This window comes from Quyinboa mangrovi (genome assembly GCF_042219825.1).
GTDB lineage: Bacteria > Bacteroidota > Bacteroidia > Bacteroidales > UBA5342 > JBHJHP01.
Genome location: NZ_JBHJHQ010000008.1, coordinates 162,902 through 185,897 on the forward strand (window position 1 = coordinate 162,902; position 22,996 = coordinate 185,897).

The window sequence follows — 22,996 nt, forward strand, 5'->3', positions numbered from 1 at the left end:
AACTTTAGCAAATGACCTACCCAAAACTAAACATAGAATCTACCCAAAACTTTGGAGCGACAAAAAGTACCTTTGAAAAGGCCCGAATCCTTCGAAAGCATATGACCAAAACTGAAAAACTACTGTGGGAAAGGATTAGAAAAAAGCAAATTAATGGTTATCATTTCAGACGACAGCATCCGATTGATTGTTATATAGTAGATTTTTATTGCCATGAATTAAAACTTGTTATTGAGCTTGATGGGGAGATCCATCAGTTTCAAAAAGAATATGACAAGGAACGACAATCTGAACTGGAAGCAATTGGCTTGAAAGTATTAAGATTTCGAAATGAAGATGTTGAATACAGCATGGAAAGCGTTATTAGAACGATTAAAGAACATATTATATAATTTCCTGCTTTTCTCCCCCCTTGTATTTTCCCCAATGGGAGAAAGTAGATCAGATAAACTTAAGATTTCAACATTCCAGCCAAATCACAAAATTTTGAAGCTGTCAGTTTCCTTCCACCCTTGGGGGATCCCGATGTTTAGGGATAAGGATGGGGGAATAATTGCGTTTAGCAACCTGGAGAAAGCTTGTCCCGCTATGCGGGAGTCAGGACGGGGAACTTTCAGAGCATAAATACAAATGATCCAGGCAGTTTTGTTCCTCATTTGCAGCATTACCCCTAACCTAATATTTTTCAATTTTACTTTATCTTGAACATAAGCTAAAATATTCATAAATTTGATAGTTAAGTCTTAAGGATAAACTCTCGCATATGCTTCAGAATCAAAAATATCTGAAGATCATTTGTACAGTATCTATCTGTCATTATTTTCATCCGTTCAGAATAGTACTGATCTTATTTTTTTTTGCCTTCCTGCATACCACCTTCCCCCAGGACTACTATTATGAAGTAAGTACAGTCCCACTGAAAGGCGAATTATCAAATTTCAGCGGTCAGTGGTTCCTGCAGGATTCTGAAGGATTTATCTGGTTTGGGTCAAGGGACGGCCTGTACCGTTACGATGGCTCAGGATTCAGGATCTTCAGAAATGATCCTTTTGATACTACAACCATATCCAATAATGTAATCGAGTCCATGGTTGAGGATGATTCCGGTAATATTTGGATCGGCACTAAACGAGGCCTGAACCGGTACAGTAAACACGCCGAATCGTTTGAACGGTTTATGGCCCAACCCAACAAATCTAACAGCCTGTTTTCTAATAATATAAAACAAGTATTACTTGACAGGAACGGGATACTTTGGATTGCACATTATGACGGACTGAGCAGATTTGACTACAGCACCAAACAATTCAGAAATTACCTGATAGAAAGAAACGAAGCTGATGTAAGAAAACGATACCATACCGTGCAATCCATAGCATATGATACTGCCGGTTATATATGGATGGATGTGGAGCGAATAATATACAGGCTAAACCTGTCATCCGATTCCATAGAATTTATTGGTGACAAATGGAACGAACCTATAATCAGAGATGTATCAAATAACTACAAACTGGCACCCTGGGGAATTTATCCCGAACATTTCCAGAAAGAAGAATACCCTGAATTATATATTAATTCAAAAATCCTTGATTTTCCTGATAATACTTTTATAAGGACTGTTATGAAGGATAGTCAGGATAACACCTGGATAAGGACCGATAAAGGGATCTATGGATTTAACAGGAATCGCGAAAATATTTTTTTAAAAGTACATGACCATGATTATTGCACAACGCCTGAATATTATTTCTCATATTTTTTCATGGAAGATCATCACGGAGCTATCTGGTATTACACTAATACAGGCATACATAGTATAAGCAGAAAATTGAAATATTTTAAAGTGGCTGATCCGGACCCTACAACTCAAAGCTATATCCATGATATATGCGAGGAAAATAAAAATGTATTCTGGGTGGCTTCACTGAACGGTATTTACAGGTTTAATCCCGAACAGGAGAGTTTTGATCTCCTCTATGGTGATCCGGGGGATGAACCCTCACATCAGTATGCCGCCGAATGTATTTTAAAGGATAGCAGAGGAACTTTATGGATTGGGATGGCCCACCAGGGTTTGTTCAGGATAACGAACTCCAGCGGTTCAACATTGGATTATACGATAATTGGAGGGAAGAATGACGCATACAGCATCACCCGAACAAGGAATTTATTTGAAGACAGTAATCACAGAATATGGGTTTCTTTTGATAAACCAGGACCATGCCTTTATTATGATCTGTCAGCCCAAAAATTTATCAAACTTGAAAAACCCCCATATTCACAGGGCGAATTACCTCAGTATTTACGAATTACGCACGAACTGGATTCAGGTATTTTAATGGCAACGTCCCGGTCGGGTATCTATTTAATTTATCCTCCTTTCCGACAGATATCAGATAAAAATGCTTCACCTGAGAAAATGATAAGATGTGTATTCCTGGATGAAAACGACGACAGATGTGAAATTCCAAATCCCCGTATAACACATATCGACAAACAAGGGTCCATTTGGCTGACCAGTGCACTTGGGATGGTCAGGTTAAACAGAATTAATCCGGCAAATCTTGCAGAATACAGGATCCGGTTTTATACAACAAAAGATGGTTTGCTCAGTAATAATATTAATGATATAGATGAGGATAACAACGGGAATTTATGGATTACAACTGACCTGGGACTGTCCCGGTTCAACAACCAAAACAGTACGTTTAAGAATTTTAATACAAACAGCGGATTACCTGTAAAAGATGCACGTAAATTATTTAAGGCAAGCAATGGTAAACTATACTTCGGAACCTATGATGGGATTGTTTCTTTTAATCCTGATGATATTAACCATTCCCTTGACAGTTCTGACTGTCCCGTGTATATAACCGATTTCATGATAAACGGAGTAAGTGTAAAACCTGGTGCTAATTCTGTTTTAGACCGATCAATAATTTATACAGACAATATAGAGCTCAAACACCATCAACACGACCTGTCTTTTTCTTTTGCTCTTCTGAACTATCAGAACCAGGGATTTAATCAGTACAGGTACAGGATGAAAGGGATAAGTGATGACTGGATTTATGCCAAAGACCGGAGATTTGTGAACTACACCCATTTACAGCCCGGAAGGTATACCTTTTCAGTTACAGGGACCAATAACGAAGGTAAATGGAGCAAAAATCTGGCCTTATTGAATATTTACATCAAACCACCTCCATGGTTTACCTGGTATGCATTTTTGGTGTACGCTCTCATCCTGTTTTTCATAACTATCTGGATCAGGAGGTTCCGGATGAACCGGTTTAGACTTAATAAAACGATTGAAAGGGAACATCTTGAAAATGAAAAAGCACATGAAATCGACAAGCTCAAATCCCGCTTTTTCACCAATATCTCCCACGAATTCCGAACACCACTGACTCTGATCCGGGGGCCACTGGAAGATCTGTCAACGCAAAAGACCAGTACCATTTCAATGAACAGAGAATTGCTTGATATCATGCGAAGGAGCAGTTCCAGGCTACAAAACCTTATCAACCAGCTGCTTGACATTTCAAAACTGGAGACCGGAAATGTAAAATTGTGCGTAACAGAAGGTGATCTGGATACATTCATTCGTACCATCATTCTTTCATTTATCTCACTGGCAGACAGCAAAAACATAAAATACAAATACGACCTGTCGGGATCGAACCTGCACCTTTGGTATGATGAAGATAAACTTGAAAAGATACTTTTAAACCTGGTATCCAATGCGTTCAAGTTTACACCTGCAAATGGATTAATAAAAATCAGATCTTCCTACATATATAAAGAAAATTCAGAAGATCCTGAATTCCTCGAATTTTCTGTCTCTGATACCGGGATAGGTATTCCTTCACAGAACATTGACAGAATTTTTGACCGTTTCTACCAGGTAAACAGTTCAAGTAAACGGGAAACTGAAGGTACAGGTATCGGACTTGCACTAACAAAAGAACTGGTTGATCTTTACCGTGGACACATTGCGGTAAAAAGCAAAGAAGGAAAAGGAACTACATTTACACTTCATATTCCGGTTAGTAAAACTCAATTCAGTCAGGATGAACTGGCTGATCAAAGGCCGCTTAAGGAAGTAAGCCCTGATCCGGACTTATTGCATACGGATGTAAATCCATTGTACACTGCTATCCCGGATCTGGTTTTACCGAAAAACAAACCGGTCATTCTTATCGTGGAAGATAATCCGGATCTTGTAAGGTATATATCAGGCAATTTAAATAACGCCTACAATATCCTTAAAGCTAAAAACGGAAAAGAAGGAATGGGGAAGGCCATTCAAACCATACCTGATCTGATCATCAGTGATCTGATGATGCCGGTAATGAATGGTCTGGAAATGTGCAGAGCATTAAAAAATAATGATAAGACCAGCCACATCCCTATCATCATGCTTACAGCCAGGGCGGACAAGAAAAGTAAACTGGAAGGACTGAATACAGGCGCAGACGACTACATCGTTAAACCCTTTGATGCAAAGGAATTAAACATCAGGATTAAAAACCTTATTGAACAACGGCAAAGGCTGTGGCAAAAATTTAAAGACGACATTAAAGCCAGGGATAAAAATTCAGCCTTTATTAAGACCGAAGATCCCTTAATGAAAAAACTGATGGACATATTTGAGCAGCATTATACAGATCCTGATTTTAATATTGACGATATGAGCAATATTCTTAATTTAAGCAGAGCCCAGTTATTCCGTAAAATAAATGCTTTGGCCGGTGTGTCTCCAAATGAATTACGGCGGATTTACAGGATAAAAAAAGCAGCAGCATTAATTGAATCAGGGGATAGCAATATAAGCAGAATTGCGTTGGAGGTTGGTTTTAAAAGTGCCTCCCATTTTGCCAGTTCTTTTAAAAAATATTACGGATTAAATCCTTCCGAATACAAAGATTCCTTCTAAAAGGAATAAAATCATAATTTCATGCCATTTTGAGACGATACCGTTCTATTTTGAGACGATACCGTTCGACAAAGGAATTGTATTGCCTTAAATTTATTTCTGATTAGGTCCCGATTATATCTCTTGAAGTATATAAAATAAAAATACTTGATTAAAACTGATTCCTTCAACGTATTAAAAATTTTCTCCATGAAAAAACTTACAATACTCATCATCTGCCTTGGACTATTTTTCATTTCGAATGCACAGAAATTAATTACAACAACAGGTGGCACTGCTTCTGGCACCAGTGGAACAGTAAGTTATACTGTGGGACAGATTAATTACCATACTCAAAGTGGAACAAATGGTTCAGTTGCTGAAGGCGTACAACAACCATTTGAAATCTCCGTATTTTCTTCGATTAAAGAAACCGATGGAATAACTCTGAATATCATGGCTTATCCAAATCCAACCTCGGCATGTCTAACATTGGACATAATAGATTTTGATATGAAGAATTTAAGTATTGAACTTTTTGACATAAACGGAAAACTATTAAAAACTGAAAATATTACAAATGCCAAAACAAACATTGATATCAGCAAGCTTAACTCAGCAAGCTATTTGATTAAGGTAATTCGGGATAATAAAGAAGTAAAAACATTTAAAATCATAAAGAAATAAGGAGGACTAAACAATGAGAAAGTTTTATACAGTTATAACAGGATTGTTGTTAACCACATTACTTTGGGCACAAAGTCCTGAAAAAATGAGCTACCAGGCAGTTGTTAGAAATTCAGCAAGCCAACTTTTAAGTAATTCATCCATTGGAATTCAAATTAGCATTATTCAGGGTTCAATATCTGGAACTACCGTATATATTGAAAGACATTTTCCAACTACAAATGAAAATGGTTTGGTTAGCCTTGAAATAGGAACCGGTACTGTAATAAGTGGTTCGTTCACTGATATTAACTGGTCAACAGGTCCTTATTTTATTAAATCCGAAACAGATTTAAATGGCGGGGCAAATTACACCATTGAGGGGATAAACCAGATATTAAGTGTCCCATATGCTCTATACGCAAAAACAGCCGAAACATTTAATGAGGTTGATCCTGTTTTTAATGCCTGGGATAAATCCTACAATGATTTGACCGAAAAACCGGATATTGGTGCTCAAATAGAATCCCGGGCTGTACTTTTAACAGGTAATCAGCATATAAACGGGAATAAACATTTTTATGATGAAACATATTTTAATGGTATAGGAATACCATATACTTTTGGTTTTGATTCAACCTATGTTGCTGACTCAGCAGCTTATATCGGATTTGGACACGGAGGACAAAGCGAAGATTACATAGGATACAAAAAAAACAGATTTTACTTTAAAGATTCTCCAGGCGGAGCAGATATTACTGACCCGGATGTGATTATTGGCGGTAATTTGGGAATAGGTATTAATGAACCAACTGATAAACTTGATGTGAAGGGGAATATAAATATCTCCGGAGATTATAAATACTCTGCTCCTAAAACCGGATATTATCATGTTGGATGTTCAGAATTTATCGCAAGAAACAACGATATTGGGAGCTGGTCATTACATGGTGATCAGGAATATGGCTCTTTTTCAGGAATTACAGGATCATGGAGAGCATTTGCTACCGTTCATCTACCCAATGGATCAAAAGTGAGTGAGGTCAGGGTATATTATGTAGATTGTAGTACCAATAATATGACTGTCTATTTCAGAAAAACCAGCTCAAGTGGAATTTCCCGTATTGATTTAGGATCTGTTACCTCAACGGAAACTGATTCACCAAATGCTCCGATTGCAAGACAAATGGCTATCCCGTTAAATGAAACTATTAATAACCAAAATTACAGATATACTGTAATTTTTGAAAGTGCTCAAAATAATAATAATCACCGATTGTATAATGTTAGAATTAAATATACCATTAGTGAATTATAACTAAAATTTACTGATTAACATGAAAATGTTGAATCATTAACCAGAATCAAAATTTATCAGCATGAAAAATTTTCTAAGTATCATTATTTTGCTGACATTTTCATTCCATGTCAGTAGTCAGTCAACTGCATTTTCAGATCAGTCTACAGGCGCATTGTCTGTTTATCAATCAACCTTGCTACAAAGTGTAAATGACGGATACCCTATTTCTAATTTTTCCATTTCTTTTAATCCACTGGGATTCATTCAATTTGGGCCACTGATTAACGCTGAATTTGGAATAACAGATAATCTGGTTTTTAATACACATATTAGATTATCTTCTCTGGGTGTACTTACCTATGTAATAAAAGCCCATGACGATGGATTAGATGAATTGAGTGGTTTTGGTTATGGTGCAGGTTTGATTTACTTTATAGGGGAAAACAGAAGTAAACCGTATGCCGGCATAATGCTGGATTACAATAAACTTGATTGTCTTTATGCGCGGAATGAAAGTTGGGAATGGTCAGAAACAACAAAATCAATTGTTTTTCTCTTTAACATCGGTTACCGGTTCAGATTTGAACAGGGATTTTTTATAAATACAGGTGCATTTTTCGGTGCAGCAAGTAATAAAAATGAATGGGACTATACAGATACTTCTCCCGGAAGCTGGGGAAGTTCAGATTATTCCAGCAGGAGTAGTAAGAGTATTAACCCTTTTGGCATGCTTGAACTGACTTTCGGAATTGAATTTTAGGTTTGAATAAGAAATAAATGTCAGAGGTCATTGTATCGAAAAAATACTCCTTTTTTAATTCCTTACATTTTCTGGAGTTTGGTTTTCATTAACGAACCGGAAGTAACAAATGGGAAAAAATGTCTTTAAATGAATTAGTATCGATTTAATCTGACGGTTAGATGGTCGAACCGTTTTGGAAACCGTAATACATGAACCGGAAAAAGAGATTGATGTATCGGATCTGAAAGCGGGTTTATATCTGATACGAATTCGTTCAGAAGATATGGTTGTTACAGAGAAATTAATCAAGCTTTGATGATTATGATTAGTTGGAATGGAAAGGCACTGGCTATGGTCAGTGCTTTTCTCTTGCATTTTCAATCAGTTAAAATAATATTTTTTAAGCCAGTTTCTGTATAATGGATCCAAAAATTCAATTTTTCTTCCAACAATATCAATTATTTCTTTGTCGTTTAGAATTTTCTTTATTTTGACTACATTAGCTGATGTGCCCAGATTATATTTCTTTAATACTTTTTGCGAAGAGACCTGATCTTCATTATTAACCAAAGCGTTTAAAAAATTAACCTGTTTTACACTTAATTCATCTGTTAGCTGCTGAAAAAGCATGCTAAGTTGGAGAATCAAATCTTCAAATGCATCCTTTATAATTTCAGATCCACAATGTTTAGCAGTTCTTAACCAGGCCTGCTGTGCTAACTGTTGGACATAATAAGAATGATTCTCACAATATCGGGCTATTTCAGCTGCATTTTCGGTATTTATGCTTTTCCCTGTATCTTTAAACCTTTTAGTGATAAATTCCACCCATTCTTTTTCTTTGATCTTCTCCATAAATATTAAATCTCCAAATTTATAAAAGGGCATAGAAGGAGAACTAAACACTTCCATCAACATGTGTCGTTTGCTACCATATAAACAATATGATACGTTGTGATGCAATTGCCAGTGAGCCCTGAGCTTTTTCTGGAAACTAAGGGGATCATCGAATGCCGCTATATTTTGAAACTCATCCACACAGATAACTATTGATTTCTTAATTTTTTTCGCAACATTTTCAGCCAGGTCCAAAATATCATCCGGTTCTTTCTTTACTTCATCCCAGTTTAATGACAATTTCAAATCTGCACCCGGGTCCGGGCTAAAACTTAAATTTGGAATAAATCTTCCCAGAAAATGTCCTGCATTTTCCAGAATTGTATCAAGCTTTGTGGCTGACACCTGTAAAACTTTTGTTGCCAGCAGCTTATAGAACTCCTCTTCAGTACGGATATTAAACAAATCTATCATGCAAACAACGATATCGTCTGACTGCTTCTGTACCTGTCCGGCAGCTTTATATACCAAGGATGACTTTCCCCATCTTCTTGGAGAAATCAGAATTGTGTTAATTGAAGATTTAAAATTAGAAATCAATCTTTTAGATTCAACTACCCTGTTAGTATAATCGTCTTCATCGACTAATTTTCCAAATGTAAAAGGGACCCTCATTTGTGTAATTTTTAACAAATATAGAAAAATGATAGCATCTTACCAAACAGTAAGTTACCAAAAAGTAAGTTTCTTAAAAGTAAGTTGATTAATGGGATCTAATTCTAAGACAGGATATCCGGCAATTCCTTCTTGTTTCTGATATGAGAATTTACATCTTACGGTATATACAGTATCCTTTGTTTATCGTTTATCTGATCTGTCAGCCCATTAACTTTCAACAATTTATCGAGCGACACATTGTAATCTTTAGCGGTTTCTTTCAGATCATTCCCTTTCCACACCATCGTGATGTCTTTAACCGGCAGGAAGATAATATCATCCGGAACCTCAAGAAAGGGTTTAATCATTAACTCGGCATACGTCATTGTTGAAGTGGATATACTAAACCTCTGTGCTACAATGTCGCGATCTTCAGTAGGCTGTAGCTTATACGCTGCCAGAAATTCAGGAACCTTGCGGTTTTTATACAAATAAACCACACCTACATTATTTTTTCCTTTCACACCCAGATCAGATTTTACCGACTGGATATAATCACCGGCAGCGATAACATGTACGTTCTCTTCCGGGATGCCATTGTATTCGGTAAGTTGCATCTTAAATGTATTTGCCTGAAAATAGGAACGCATCATATTCAGGTCTGACCCTCCGGGTGCAGAGGCAAATCCAATAACCATGGAACTGGAACCTTCAATATCTTTCATCAGCTGGGCAATCTTTTTAACACCAATGGCCATTACTTCGTCCGGATTGTACTGATCGGATTTGAATTCAGGATCATCCAACTCAACCGGTATAAGAAAAGAAAGATCCACAATATTTTCCCTGCTCATTACCTTATTAATGGTTCTAACAATAAGTTTATTCAGTTTAAGCGAATCATTAAAAATATCTTCCGGTTTTTCAACAATCAGACGTTCGCCATAATTCACAAAGAACATTTCCTTAGCCCTTCTCCCCAATTCCCTGTAAATTTTTATTAGATCACTGGAGGGAGGTTCCAGGAGTGAATCCGGAATTTCGCTTACAAGCACCGGCTCTTCGCCGAGATTAAAATGGACATTTTTATAGGTTATACCCTCTTTATTTTCAACAGCCATTAACGAAACCGAATCATTTCGGAATACGATAGCCAGTTCATTATCCCTGGTTTGTAGCTGTTCAGGGAAAAATAATTTCGGGGCCTCATCTGTCTTGAAATTATAATAAAACAAGTCAAAATTCCCCTGCTCAATCCGGTCTGATGAGAAAAACAAAATTGAATCGTTGTATACATACGGATACCTGTCATCTGCCGGACTGTTATATTTAAATGGATTAGCATGACCGGTTTTGGCATCCCACAAAAACAGATCAAACCCGTTTCCAACACCTTCAAAAATCATTCTGCTATATGCCTGAATATAAGCCGGTGAGTTTACATATGCACCAAACGAATTTCCTTCCCAGGGACGAATAATGCGCAGAGAGTTTCCTCTAAGATCCACATAATACAGCTGACTCTTTTTAAGCGAATAACTTAATTCAGGCATCAGGCCCGATTTTGAATTTCGCCTTAAAACAAGTCCACCATTTTGCGTTGCGGAATTTACATCACCGTCCAGCAAAATCGTTTTATGGCTCTTTTCATTTAAAAAGCCGGTTACCATTATCAGGCGACTCTCTTTAAATTTTTCACGAAGCATATCATTTTCACCTGCTTCCATATCCGACTCGTCAAGTTCCGGAAGATACTTTGCAGAATAAAAAAGTGAATCCCCATCCAGGGTCATTCCTAAAAAGATATCTGTATGCAGCCACGGACAATCGCTCACTTTCACACCTTTTACCGGACGCAATCCAAACACATCTTTCACAAGGATGGTGTCTGATGCGGAAGCATTGATGAAACCGAACAATAGCAATATGTATATCAGATGTCTTTTCATTTCTGTTCTGCGAGGTTATTATTCCTGTTTCTCTCCGGGATAGTAAAATGCAGTTGTATTTCGTGGCTTGAACCGGCAAAATTTGCCAATTCACCCACACCCATCGCATAACTGTATCCTATCCTTATAAAATCCGACAATTTTACATCAACCATAGCAATGGCTGCACTCTTCCATCGGTACGACAAACCAAGCCATGCAATATCCTTGTAAAGGAAAAAAGTTCCACCCTCATATATTGACGAATAATCTCCACGTGTTTTATAAAGCCCTGCCAGTTTCAAACGCCATGCATCATCAAGAGTGAACCAATATGATAGATTGGAATAAAGTGTCAGTTGGTTGGTAAGTTCAGAACCCGTTTCATTAGGAGCTATCTGATAGTACCCGCTTGCGCCAAAATGCAGACGCTGCACAAACAGGTTCACACCGGTTCCCACAATGGTGGAATTATAATTGTAGATATCGCTGATATGATCGACGTAAGCCGTTGTTGCATCTTCAATATTGTAATCTATCAACTGATATCCTCCCATTATTCCCAACGTAATATACGATGATGCCCCAATTCTGATATCGGCATCTACCGTAAGTCCACCGGTTCTTAAGTCACGATGTCCAAGTGATTCATTGGTTAATAATGCCCCAAATCCCAGATGTTTTGCTTTTAACGGCACATGAAAATTTACAACTGCTGTTGAAGGAGATCCTGGAAATCCGTTCCATTGGTTGGTATAAATGATGGTACTGCTGATATTTTTCTGAATGGCGTTGTATCCAGGATTAATAAATTCTATTGACTTTATCAGCTGGTTAAACTGCAACTCATATTGCCCTTTCGCAAGGGTAAAGGCACAAAAAAATATCAGGGTGATCAGTATCTTTCTCATGCGCTACTTTTTAATAACCTCCACATAATTCCTGTACTCTTTCCTCACACCCTCGTCAGTATAACTAACCGTATAATAGTAAGTGCCGGCCGGATAATTTGCAAAATCGAATTCATTCTGATAATTATCAACCTCATATATCATGTCACCCCAGCGGGTAAATATTCTGATCTTATTATCGGGGAAATACTGCAAACCACCAATAATTAACCGACTGTCGTGCATACCATCTACAACTATCAGGTCAATCAACTGGGCATCCAGTTTAAAATTCAGGTTCCCGGACGGTACGGATCTGAAACTACTACTGGTAGCAGCAAGCCGGACAAGTATCTCGCGGTCACCACCAATTTCTATGATCGTATTGTCATCTATCGGTGTCCAGTCGCCAATATCAATCTTATATTCCAGGTTATCCGAAGCCGTAGCTTTCCTGCTGTTGACATAAATTGCACCTTTATCACTAACAACATGTTGTAATTTAACAAATGGAAGTTCCGGCCTTGAAGGAATGACCACAAACTGGGATTCCGAAGCAAAATGCGTCTCGCCGTCTGATTCAATCCGGGCCTCAATCGTTACAATTGAATTATCCTGAATGATATCTGTCAGGTTGAACCAGTCTTGGTCAAGCTGATATACATCTTCTCCTACAACGACCTGCATCTCAGTTGTCAAACCTGTCAGTAATTCATTCTCATAATCAATAACCGGCCTATCCGGCTTATCCGGACGAATAGGTACCTCCAGCATATAACTCGGACTGCTGTAACTGGTATCTGTAGCTTCGTAAGCAAACCATGTATCCTTACCGGGAGACAAAGGAATAACATCATTACCAGCCTTGTTTTTCACAGTAAATCCGGCATCCAAAGACCAGATTACGGCATCTGATGCAATTTCCATTGTAGTCTCGTTATAAAAATCAATGGTAAATACAGGAGCTTCCGGACGTGCAGGAGCTATTAACGTATCTACATACGATTTAAACGACGTATCGGTTGCATATTGCAGGAACCATATTTTATCTTCCGGTTCAACCGGGATAACAACATTTTCACCCTTCAGGGAATCGGACTGATCCGGTTTGGTCCACCAGATCATTACATCCGGAATCATTCGTGATGTAACTTCATTTTCAAAATCAATTCCCATATTCAGATCCGGACGGGCGGGAATAATCAGTTCAGATATATGAGACGCTAAAGTGGTTTGCGTAGCCATCGTTCTGAAATACAGTACTGAATCGGTGTGATCCGGTTCAAGCGCCAGAACTGTAACATCATCTCCGGCAACGGCATCTCCCATATCAGATTGGGTAGCATATTCATCACTGCTACTCACCGGTTCAGCAAGCTGTTCATTATAAAAATCAATCCGATATTTGGGTCCGGAGGCCGGTGGATCAACATACAGGATCATATCCTGATTAAATTCTTTACCGATCTGCCGCATCAGGATTCCGAAATCTCCATCGGAAGAATACTCAAATTCAGTGGTTGCATCGTTACAGTTCACCCAAATCGTATCATTACTTCCTTTCGGCAAAATACTATATTGCATCAACTGTGATGTTCCGGATAAAGTGTTAGTGAGCAAATCAACGTTGACAACTTCGAAGGACAAAATGTCGGTATACGTATATGCCTGGGTTGAACTGGCGGCTTCACCATTAAACCGCTCATTATCATCATCGGCTTTTACACGCAATTTAATAACCCCGGCATCAAGGTTAATATTCCCGACTTCTACCGTAAAATCTTCAGCTACAGACCAGGTTACACCATTATCCAACGAATACTCATATGATCCGGCTTCTCCAATTCCGGTCAGTGGATCAAAAGTAAATGTATCAAACACATCATTATATGCAGTGAACGAAGGAGCTTGTGACCTTGGCTTTATCGTAACGGAATTTGGAAGTGATGCAAATGTTGAACTGGTAGATAGAATTTTAAAAACAGCAACAACTTCATTCTCATTCGAAGCCGGAATATAATCAACCAAACTCAGGCTATCTGCCACGGGTTCAAAGTTTCCGCTTATATCCCACTGGCAGCCAGTTGGAACATCGTAAATTATTTCTTTGACATAATTGATTCCAACATCCGGAGTAACCGGCCTTGCCGGAAGAATCAACAAAAGTTTATCCGATGCAAATGACGTATCTGTCGGTACTAATCTGAAATACAACGAATCAATCTTATCCTGTGGATTGAGAGCCAGTCTTGTACCTTCGCCCGCCTTTGCATTCGTCATATCACTGTTATCAGCCCATTCTATTGAATCGTTAAGAATTTCATTGGTTGCTTCATCCGGGAAGTTTATGGTGAACTGTGGCGCATCAGGTCTGGCCGGAATATATAGTTGCTGTATCTCTGAAGGAACCCGCAATGAATCGGCCACTACACGCAGATAAATGAATGAATCCTTTTTGCCCGGAATAATTCTGTAAGCATTATTCTGACCTGCTATTACGTCTTCCATATCTGATTTAGCGGATATCTGAATGGTATCAGCAACGGCTTGATCCAGATATTCCGTATAGAAATCAATGGAAAAATCAGGAGCCGGCCTTGGTGTTTCAACATCAAAAACCTCACTGAAATTCAGCGTCTTATTCTTCTGCCGTATAAACACTTTATAACCGCCATCAATTGGATAATCAACAAAAGTGGTATCGTCCAATGCAGTGATCCAGTCCCCGTTTTCACCATCTGTAGAGGTGAGACTGTATTCCATTTCAGTACTTGTTCCGGTTAATAATCCTTTTACAATATTGACATAAACCGAATCCAAGCCAATTAATGCAATGGCAGTAAATGCAACATCATTAGTCGCCGCATCGCTGGCAAAATGTTCACTACCTGCAGTATTATTTCCTTTCAGTCTGAGTTTGAAACTTCCAACAGGAATAATTATATCACCCACAAAAATTGTAGATGAATCGCATTGATTCCATGTACTACCATTATTCACAGAATATTGATATAAACCTGGGGCGGCATAGCCGGATATTGTACTCCAGGTTAAGGAATCACCTTCATCATCTATTGTCAGAATAGCAGGTGCCTGAATTCTTGGATTCAAAGTCACAGTTTTGTCAGGGGACGCAAATGAATTATCCGTAGCTTTATACCTGACCTGCAACTCATTTGCCGGTTCAACGGACGAAGGCACAAATGCTGATATATTTTCACCTTCACTTATCGGCTCATAAGAACTGTTCATATACCACTCACAGGCTTCCTCAATATTTATCAATGCCTCATTTACATAATCTATGCCCGGATCAGGTGCAGCGGGAGGATATGGAGCTGCCAGTTCAAATATAGCAGAGGCAAATTTATTGACTGATGCTTTGGTCCTGAAGAACAACGAAGTTCCCGGAGTAACAGCCACTTTTGCGCCTGTACCCTGAACAGCACTGCTCATGTCAGACATGGTACTGTATACAACAGTATCTGCTATATTTTCTGCTGTTGTTTTATTGGCAAAATCTATTGTGAATGAAGGTATCGGAGTTCTTCTTGCAGGCACAACCAGCTCATAAACTGCCGATTCAAACTGATCAATATGTGCCCTGCGTTTGAACCACATATTCTGGGATGGCGTAACCGGGATAACCGTTCCGGCACCAACATTGTAATTGGTAAACCCTGAATTCAAAGCCCATTCAACATCCGAATCAATGGTTTGATTGGTTGTTTCATTGATAAAATTAATAGTATAAGACAGAACTTCTCTGGCCGGAATAGTCAATGACTGAACTTTTGATGCTACGACATACTGAGACAATGCCGTCCTGATATATGCCGTTGTTCCGCTCGTTGTGATATTCAGTGCAGGTTCTGTAACACCATCTCCTTTTACAAAACCTGTCAAATTACTGTTCCAGGTCATCTCGTCCCCGGAATCCAATGGATCATTCAATGTTTCGTTGATATAATCTATACTGTAAGAAGGTGCATCTGCCTGCACGGCCACATTATATATCAACCGTTTATTTCCTGTGAGATCTGTCTGTCGGACGTATACTTTAAACCCTCCCAAAATATCATAGCTTATACTTGTATTGCCATTTGAACAGGTTGTCCATGTACCATTTGTTCCATTGGTTGAGTTAAGACTATACTCCATTTGATTTGTGGTGCCCGTAATTTGTGAAGCAATAAGATCCAGATCAACAGTGCTCAAATCCAAAGGAGGTGTCCCGGTAAACGTAACTGTCGATGCATAAGATTCACCTGCAAATCTTGGTTCATCATTATCGGCTGCCAATCTCAACAACAAATCACCTGCAAGAATCTGCAGATCAGAAGGAACTTCCTGCGTGATATTAGTTGTTGGCTCCCAGCTTGTATTATTAATATTGTACTCGTAATCTGAGTACTGTATATATCCAAATATAAAGCTGTAAGTAAATGAATTCGGATCGGTGGCATCATTATAAAACACAATTGTTGGTGCCTGTTTCCGTGCCGGAATAGTTAAGACCTGTGCACCTGATACAAAGGACGAAGCGGTAGCTTTAACCTTGAACACAATATTTTTAACCGGATTTCCATAACCAGGAATATAAGCTGTCAATGACGCATTGGTGAACACATCTGTAAACGGTCCTGTCACATCCCACTGACAATAGCCAGGTACATTATAAATGGTTTCATCTATGTAATTGACCTGAACCGAAGGCACATCGGGCCGTGGTGGGACAATAAGATGAAAGATCTGAGACGAGTATCTGTCCACGGATGCTTTTTTCCTGAACCAGATATCCTGTCCCGGAGTAAGTGGAAGAACAGCACCGTTTCCCTGGGTAGCACCTATCATATTTTCATTATCTGCCCAATATACATCTGTTTCCACAACTTCGTTCGTACGTTCATTAAAATAATCAATTGTAAAATTCAGATCCGGACGGGAAGGCACAGCTAATGCAGGAGATACTGCTGAAGCAAATGTAGTGCTGGTTGCCTTTGTTCTGAAATAGTAACTGGTTGACGGATCGAGAGTGATCTTTGCATCTGTTCCAGTGGTTGATCCGGTCATATCGGGTTGGGTTGACCACTCTACCGTTGTCGGAACAGGAGCAGTAGTAGTTTCATTTGTATAATCGATAGAGAATGTCGGGGAAACTGGTCTTCCACTCACATCAAGATATACCGTATTTGATTTTAAGGACACGTCAGGAACAGGAGGTTTAATAAACCACATATCCTGACCAGGTGTAATGGGAACTACCGTACCTGTTCCGGTTGTAGGATTGCTTAAATCGGATGATTTTGACCAGATAGTATTACTGTATACGATCTGATTTGTCTGTTCCTGCACATAATCTATCGTTACATTTAATGAAGGCCGCAAAGGCACATATAATTCCGGAGAAGTCTCAGATACAAAATTTGCATTTGTGGATTTTACCCGGAAGAAATAATTTGTGTCTGGCGTTAAGGGCAACTCCTGTCCGGTTCCACTCTGGGGACTGGTCATATTAGACTGATTAGACCATTCCACAGTAGTAGGCACAATTGACTTGGTTTTTTCTGTAACATAATTCGTTTCATACGAAACAGAAGCCGGTCTGTCCGGTACGTTTAATTGAAATATATTCGATTTATAGGCTACACCATCCTGTGCTTTTTTCCTGAAATAAACATCCACTCCAGGCGAAAGTGCAAGATAAGTGCCTGAACCTGATGTTGCCCCGGACATGTCTGAGTTGTATGACCATGAGTAAGCATTTGTCACAAGTTCCGAAGTATGCTCATTAGTATAATTAACCGTAAAACTGATATCCTCTCTTGCCGGGACTTCCAATGGTGCCGACACCTCCGATTCAAACTTTGTTGGTGTCGCTTTTTCCCTGAAATAATATTTTGTGGCAGGAAGAATTGAAATAACGCTTCCGGTTCCGGTATTGGGATCTGTCATTCCAGCAGAAAGAGACCACTGAACCGTTGATGGGATCAATTCATTTGTAGTTTCATTAAAATAATCAATAGTGTAAGCTGTCGGTATCGGTCTGGCAGGTACAACCAATTCATAGGGATCAGATGCATATGACGTGAACGGCAGAGCCTCCTGCATAAACCATAAATTTACACCCGGAGTTACTACAATGGACGAACCGGTTCCATGTTGAGATGAACTAAATCCACTGTTATAGGCATAAATAACCGTTGATGGTACCGCAGCATTTGTACGTTCCAGAGGATAATTAATGCCAATCGTAAATACTGGTCTGGCCGGGACAGTAAAATTAGTTGCTAAAGACGCAAATGTAGTAATTGTAGCTTTTCTCCTGAAATAATATGTTTTCTCAGGATCCAGATTAACATACGTACCGGAACCTGGTATTGAAGTTGAAAAGTCCGGTTGATTGGACCACTCAACCGTTGAAGGAACAGTAGTAGTTGTTTTTTCATTGACATAATCTATGCTATAGCTCACGGAGGAAGGTCTACCGGAAACAGTAAGAGTGAAAGGTGAAGATGCCAACGAAACATCAGCAACAGCAACCTGCTTTAAATACATATTTGTGCCTGGTGTAACCGGCACTTTAATACCAGTACCGTTTTGGGGTGAACCAAAGCTGATATTATCATCATAAATTACACCAGCAGGAACAGGCTCATTTGTTGTTTCATTGATGTAGTCAACGGAAAAATTAATGGTTGGCCTTGACGGAACAGCAACCTGATCCACCAACGATTTAAAACTGTTATCTGTGGCCTTTATTCTGAAATAATACGTTGTACCCGGGCTTAAACCCACATTACTACCGTCGCCAATTGCGGGACTGCTAAATACTGCATTATTGTCCCACTCAACCGTTGACGGAACGGTTTGTTTGGTTTTTTCATTCACATAATCCAGCGTATAATCAGTTACCACAGGACGCGTTTTTATTCGTAAACTTTGAACTGAAGACGCAACGGCAGTTGAGGTGGCGGAAGTCCTGATATACAATGTATCAGCAACTGAACCTGGATTTAATGCTACCGTTGCTCCGGTTCCCTGAACCAGACTGCTAAAATCGGCATTCCAGGAATATTCATCGGTGGCTGCTATTCCGGTTTTTGTCCTCTCGGTGTAATAATCCACTTCATACGTTGGAGCAGGCAACTGTGCAACCACAGAATAAACCAACCTGTAATTTTCCTGCAATGCAATTTGTCTGATATAAACAGGATAACCTCCTGCAGCATCAAAGCTAACAACTGTATTTCCGTTCTCAGCAGGGCTCCAGTTACCATCCGTTCCATCCGTGGAATCAAAACTGTATTCCATGGCAGTGGTAGTATTGGTAATTAGTCCTGCAGAAATATCAATACCTACACTGTTCAGATCGGTAGCAACAATACTTGAATAAGCCTTGGTTGATGCAAACTCCATTCCGGCAAACCTTAATGCTGAACTGCTTGCTTTTAAACGTACTTTTAAATCACCAATGGGAATTGCTACATCAGACTGTATTGTTGGTGAAAATGTTGTACACGGCATCCATGCAGAACTGTTGTATTTGTATTCATAATCGGATGGATTTGCAAAACCGCTCACCGGAGTAAATGTGAATGTATTGGGTTCGCTTACATCGTTGTACGAAGTAATAACAGGAGCTGCACTCCTTGGATTAAGGGTTAGTGTTTGTTGCTCAGAGCGAAACGAACCTGCTGTTGTGTCAATTTCAACGTTAATAGTTTTTACCAACTCTCCATTTGCAGGAATATAAGCTGTTAATGAAGCACCATCTGCAAGCCCCGTCATAGATCCTGAAGCATTCCATTGCGTATTGGATGCAACTCCGCTGACTGTTTCTGTCTCATAATCAATACTAACAGATGGTGTTGCAGGTCTGTCAGGTACTGCAAACGGAACTGTATCTGACGCAAACAGACTTCCATCATTTTCTTTCCAGAACCATAAATCTGTTCCCGGTGTCACACTAATAGGTACATTATTTCCCTGAACAGACGAACTCATTGCGGCATTATCTGCATACCACACATCCGTCGGAATATTTTCTTTGGTTTCTTCCAGATCATAATCAATACTATAACCTATCACTGCACGAGCCGGTGTTGTTAAGGCAGCCGAAGTATCAGATTTAAAATGTGTTACTCCGCTTTTATACCTAAAATAATAAGATGTTGAAGGATCAAGCGGTAAAGCAATATTTCCGCCAACCTGTGCACCCGACATATTACTTTGACTATCCCACTCAACTGTATCCGGAACAATTTCATTTGTAGTTTCAGCGGCATAATTTAACGTATAAGCGGGTGCCGTTGGACGGACATCGACTTCTAAATGAAAAGTATCGGAGGCAAACAAGCCGCCACCACTTTCTTTCAGGAACCATACATCTGATCCCGGCGTCACGCTAATAGGTACATTATTTCCCTGCACAGACGAACTCATTGCGGCATTATTAGCATACCACACATCCGTCGGAATATTTTCTTTGGTTTCTTCCAGATCATAATCAATACCATAACTTATCAATGCACGAGCCGGTGTTGTTAAGGCAACCGATGTTACGGATTTAAAATGATAGGCGGTGCTTTTATACCTGAAATAATACGATGTTGAAGGATCAAGCGGTAAAGCAATATTTCCGCCAACCTGTGCAGAAGCCATACTGCTTTGCGTATCCCATTCAACTGTATCCGGAACAATTTCATTTGTAGTTTCGACCGAATAATTTAACGTATAAGCGGGTGCCGTTGGACGGACATCGACCACTAACCGAAAAGTATCGGAGGCAAACAATCCGCCACCACTTTCTTTCCGGAACCATACATCTGATCCCGGCGTCACGCTAATAGGTACATTATTTCCCTGCACAGACGAACTCATTGCGGCATTATCTGCATACCACACATCCGTCGGAATATTTTCTTTGGTTTCTTCCAGATCGTAATCAGTTCCATAACTTATCACTGCACGGGCCGGCGTAGTTAATGCGGCAGATGTTTCGGATTTAAAATGATAAGCGGTGCTTTTATACCTGAAATAATACGATGTTGAAGGATCAAGCGGTAAAGCAATATTTCCGCCAACCTGTGCACCAGCCATATTACTTTGACTATCCCACTCAACTGTATCCGGGATAACCTCAACGGTCGTTTCTGCTGCATAATTTATGATATATACCGGAGCTGCCGGACGAGACGTTACAACCAAATGAAAAATCTGAGATGAGAAGTTACTACCATCTGCATCTTTTTGTAGCCAATAATCTGTTCCCGGAGTTACACTTAATGAGTCCCCAAGCCCAGGATTTGAAGCTGACATATCCGACATTTCTGAATATTTCACATCCGACGGAACAATTTCGTTAGTCTTTTCTCTGTTATAATTTACCGTATAACTTATAGTTGGTCTTGATGAAATCGGCAAGCTCTGTGATAGCGAAGCAACAGTATATTGTGTGGCCTTTATTCTGAAGTATACAGCGGTATCCTTAGTCCCAACGGCAGAAGATAAATCAAATACTGTCCCGGGACCATCGGTTTTATCGCTCCAATCCGTATGCCAGGCAAATTCTGCTGTTGCAGGAATTATTTCAGCTGTTGTTTCATTTACATAGTTAATTGTATAATCCGGAGCCGGAGCCGCAACTAGAATAGCCCTAACAAGTTGGTTGTTTGTTGTATCAGCAGCCTGACGAACGTACACATTAAATCCTCCGGCTGAATCAATAAGTAGGGTTGTTTCAGGATCACCACATATAGTCCAATTTCCATCCTTCCCATCCGTGGAATTCAGACTGTATTCCATTTCTGTTGTCGTACCCGTTAATTTGGCACTGTCAATGTGCACATCTACCCCAGAAAGGGGCAAAGCACCAACGGCTGTGAATGCAATTGTTGACGCATCGGCTTCACCGGCAAAATAATCTACACCTGATTTCAGTCGTACCAATAACTGGCCAGCTGCAAGATCTATTGCTCCTAAACTTTCAGGATTTGTACTACAAGGACCGTAGCCGGTTCCTCCATTTGTGGAATATTCATATTCTGTCGGATCAGTAAACGAACCCACATATGTCCATGAAAACTCATCGTTTACATCATCTTCAGTGATAGATGGCGCAGGATAACGTTTTGGAATTATCAACTTCTGCGTATCTGATCTGAAATGTGAATTTGCCACTGCAGAAACATAAATTAATGCAGTATCATTACCTAAAGATGAAGCCGGAATGATACCGGTTATGGATTCATTGTTTGTCAATGGCGAAAATACAGATCCCGTAGTCCATTCAACACTTCCTGTCACGTTAGTAAGCGTTTCAGAATTATAATTTATAACTACGTCAGGCGTATCCGGTCGCGAGGATATAATCAGGAAAGAGGTATCAGATTTAAAATTATAAGATGTAGAATTATAAAAAAACCATAGTGTATCTGAAGGCACCAACGTGATATAACCATAGCTATCTGACTGCATATCAGAAAACAGACTGTCATGTGCATACCTTAGCGTATCTCCATATAAGTCAGCAGTTGATTCATTGATATAATCAATATTAAGCACAGGCGCCAAAGGTCTGCCTTTTACAAGTAGAGTATCTGCTTTTGAAATCACCGTTGTATCGGTTGGCATGGTAAACAGATAAAGTGATTTAGCAACACCGACCACATCGAGACTGACTGGATTGATGTCATTTCCTGCTATAGAAGCACTTAAATCCACATTCCAGGAATAGGCATCCGTGGAAGCTAAAACTTCGTTGGTCTGCTCGAGACCATAATTAATACTATATAAAGGAGCTTCAGCTTTTGCAGGAATAAAAAATCTGGTCGTATCTGCCAGTATCGTATCACATACTATAAGTTCATAGTTACCTGTATCTGGAAATAAAAACGGGGTAGAGCCATCCTCACATACAGTCCATCCTTCGTTAATAGTATCTATACTGTATTTCATCTGAACAGTTGTCCCGCTGATCAAGCTATTCTTTATACTTATAGATACAGCAAAAGAATTTTGAATAGTTATCCAAAACAAACAAAACAGAAACAG

General features: G+C 39.3%; 9 protein-coding genes and 1 pseudogene. 6 read left to right on the plus strand and 4 right to left on the minus strand.

The features are described from left to right. The first annotated feature begins 11 nt into the window (after positions 1-11). From ACE1ET_RS17145 to ACE1ET_RS17170, 6 genes and pseudogenes are all read left to right on the plus strand, one after another. A complete protein-coding gene (locus ACE1ET_RS17145) occupies positions 12-392 on the plus strand; it encodes an endonuclease domain-containing protein (protein ID WP_375729653.1) in 381 nt (126 codons plus the stop codon). Positions 393-763: 371 nt separating this feature from the next. After that, on the plus strand, positions 764-4,942 hold the full coding sequence (locus ACE1ET_RS17150; protein ID WP_375729654.1) for an ATP-binding protein: 4,179 nt from the start codon (positions 764-766) through the stop codon (positions 4,940-4,942). A gap of 189 nt (positions 4,943-5,131) precedes the next feature. Continuing rightward, positions 5,132-5,608, plus strand: a complete 477-nt coding sequence (locus tag ACE1ET_RS17155; protein WP_375729655.1) for a T9SS type A sorting domain-containing protein — start codon at positions 5,132-5,134, stop codon at positions 5,606-5,608. A 13-nt stretch (positions 5,609-5,621) separates the two neighbouring features. Further along, positions 5,622-6,905 carry a hypothetical protein gene (locus tag ACE1ET_RS17160; RefSeq protein ID WP_375729656.1) on the plus strand — a complete coding sequence of 428 codons (1,284 nt, stop codon included), beginning with the start codon at positions 5,622-5,624 and terminating at the stop codon, positions 6,903-6,905. Between the two features lie 61 nt (positions 6,906-6,966). Beyond that, positions 6,967-7,647: a hypothetical protein gene (locus tag ACE1ET_RS17165; RefSeq protein WP_375729657.1), complete on the plus strand. Its 681-nt coding sequence runs from the start codon at positions 6,967-6,969 to the stop codon at positions 7,645-7,647. A 169-nt stretch (positions 7,648-7,816) separates the two neighbouring features. Further along, positions 7,817-7,945 (plus strand): annotated as a pseudogene (locus ACE1ET_RS17170) (T9SS type A sorting domain-containing protein); the annotation flags it as partial. Positions 7,946-8,010: 65 nt separating this feature from the next. Here the strand turns inward: ACE1ET_RS17170 and ACE1ET_RS17175 are convergent. The 4 genes from ACE1ET_RS17175 to ACE1ET_RS17190 form a co-directional block, all read right to left on the minus strand. Beyond that, positions 8,011-9,141, minus strand: a complete 1,131-nt coding sequence (locus ACE1ET_RS17175; protein ID WP_375729658.1) for an AAA family ATPase — start codon at positions 9,139-9,141, stop codon at positions 8,011-8,013. 158 nt (positions 9,142-9,299) lie between these two features. Beyond that, positions 9,300-11,072, minus strand: coding sequence for a hypothetical protein (locus ACE1ET_RS17180; RefSeq protein ID WP_375729659.1), 1,773 nt, complete (start codon positions 11,070-11,072; stop codon positions 9,300-9,302). Beyond that, entirely contained in the window at positions 11,069-11,962 is an 894-nt protein-coding gene (locus ACE1ET_RS17185; RefSeq protein WP_375729660.1) for a PorP/SprF family type IX secretion system membrane protein, read from the minus strand. Before ACE1ET_RS17185 ends, ACE1ET_RS17180 begins: the two co-directional genes overlap by 4 nt. 3 nt (positions 11,963-11,965) lie before the next feature. Beyond that, complete coding sequence (locus tag ACE1ET_RS17190) at positions 11,966-22,900, minus strand: T9SS type B sorting domain-containing protein (protein WP_375729661.1); 10,935 nt, start codon at positions 22,898-22,900, stop codon at positions 11,966-11,968. Between the last annotated feature and the right edge of the window lie 96 nt (positions 22,901-22,996).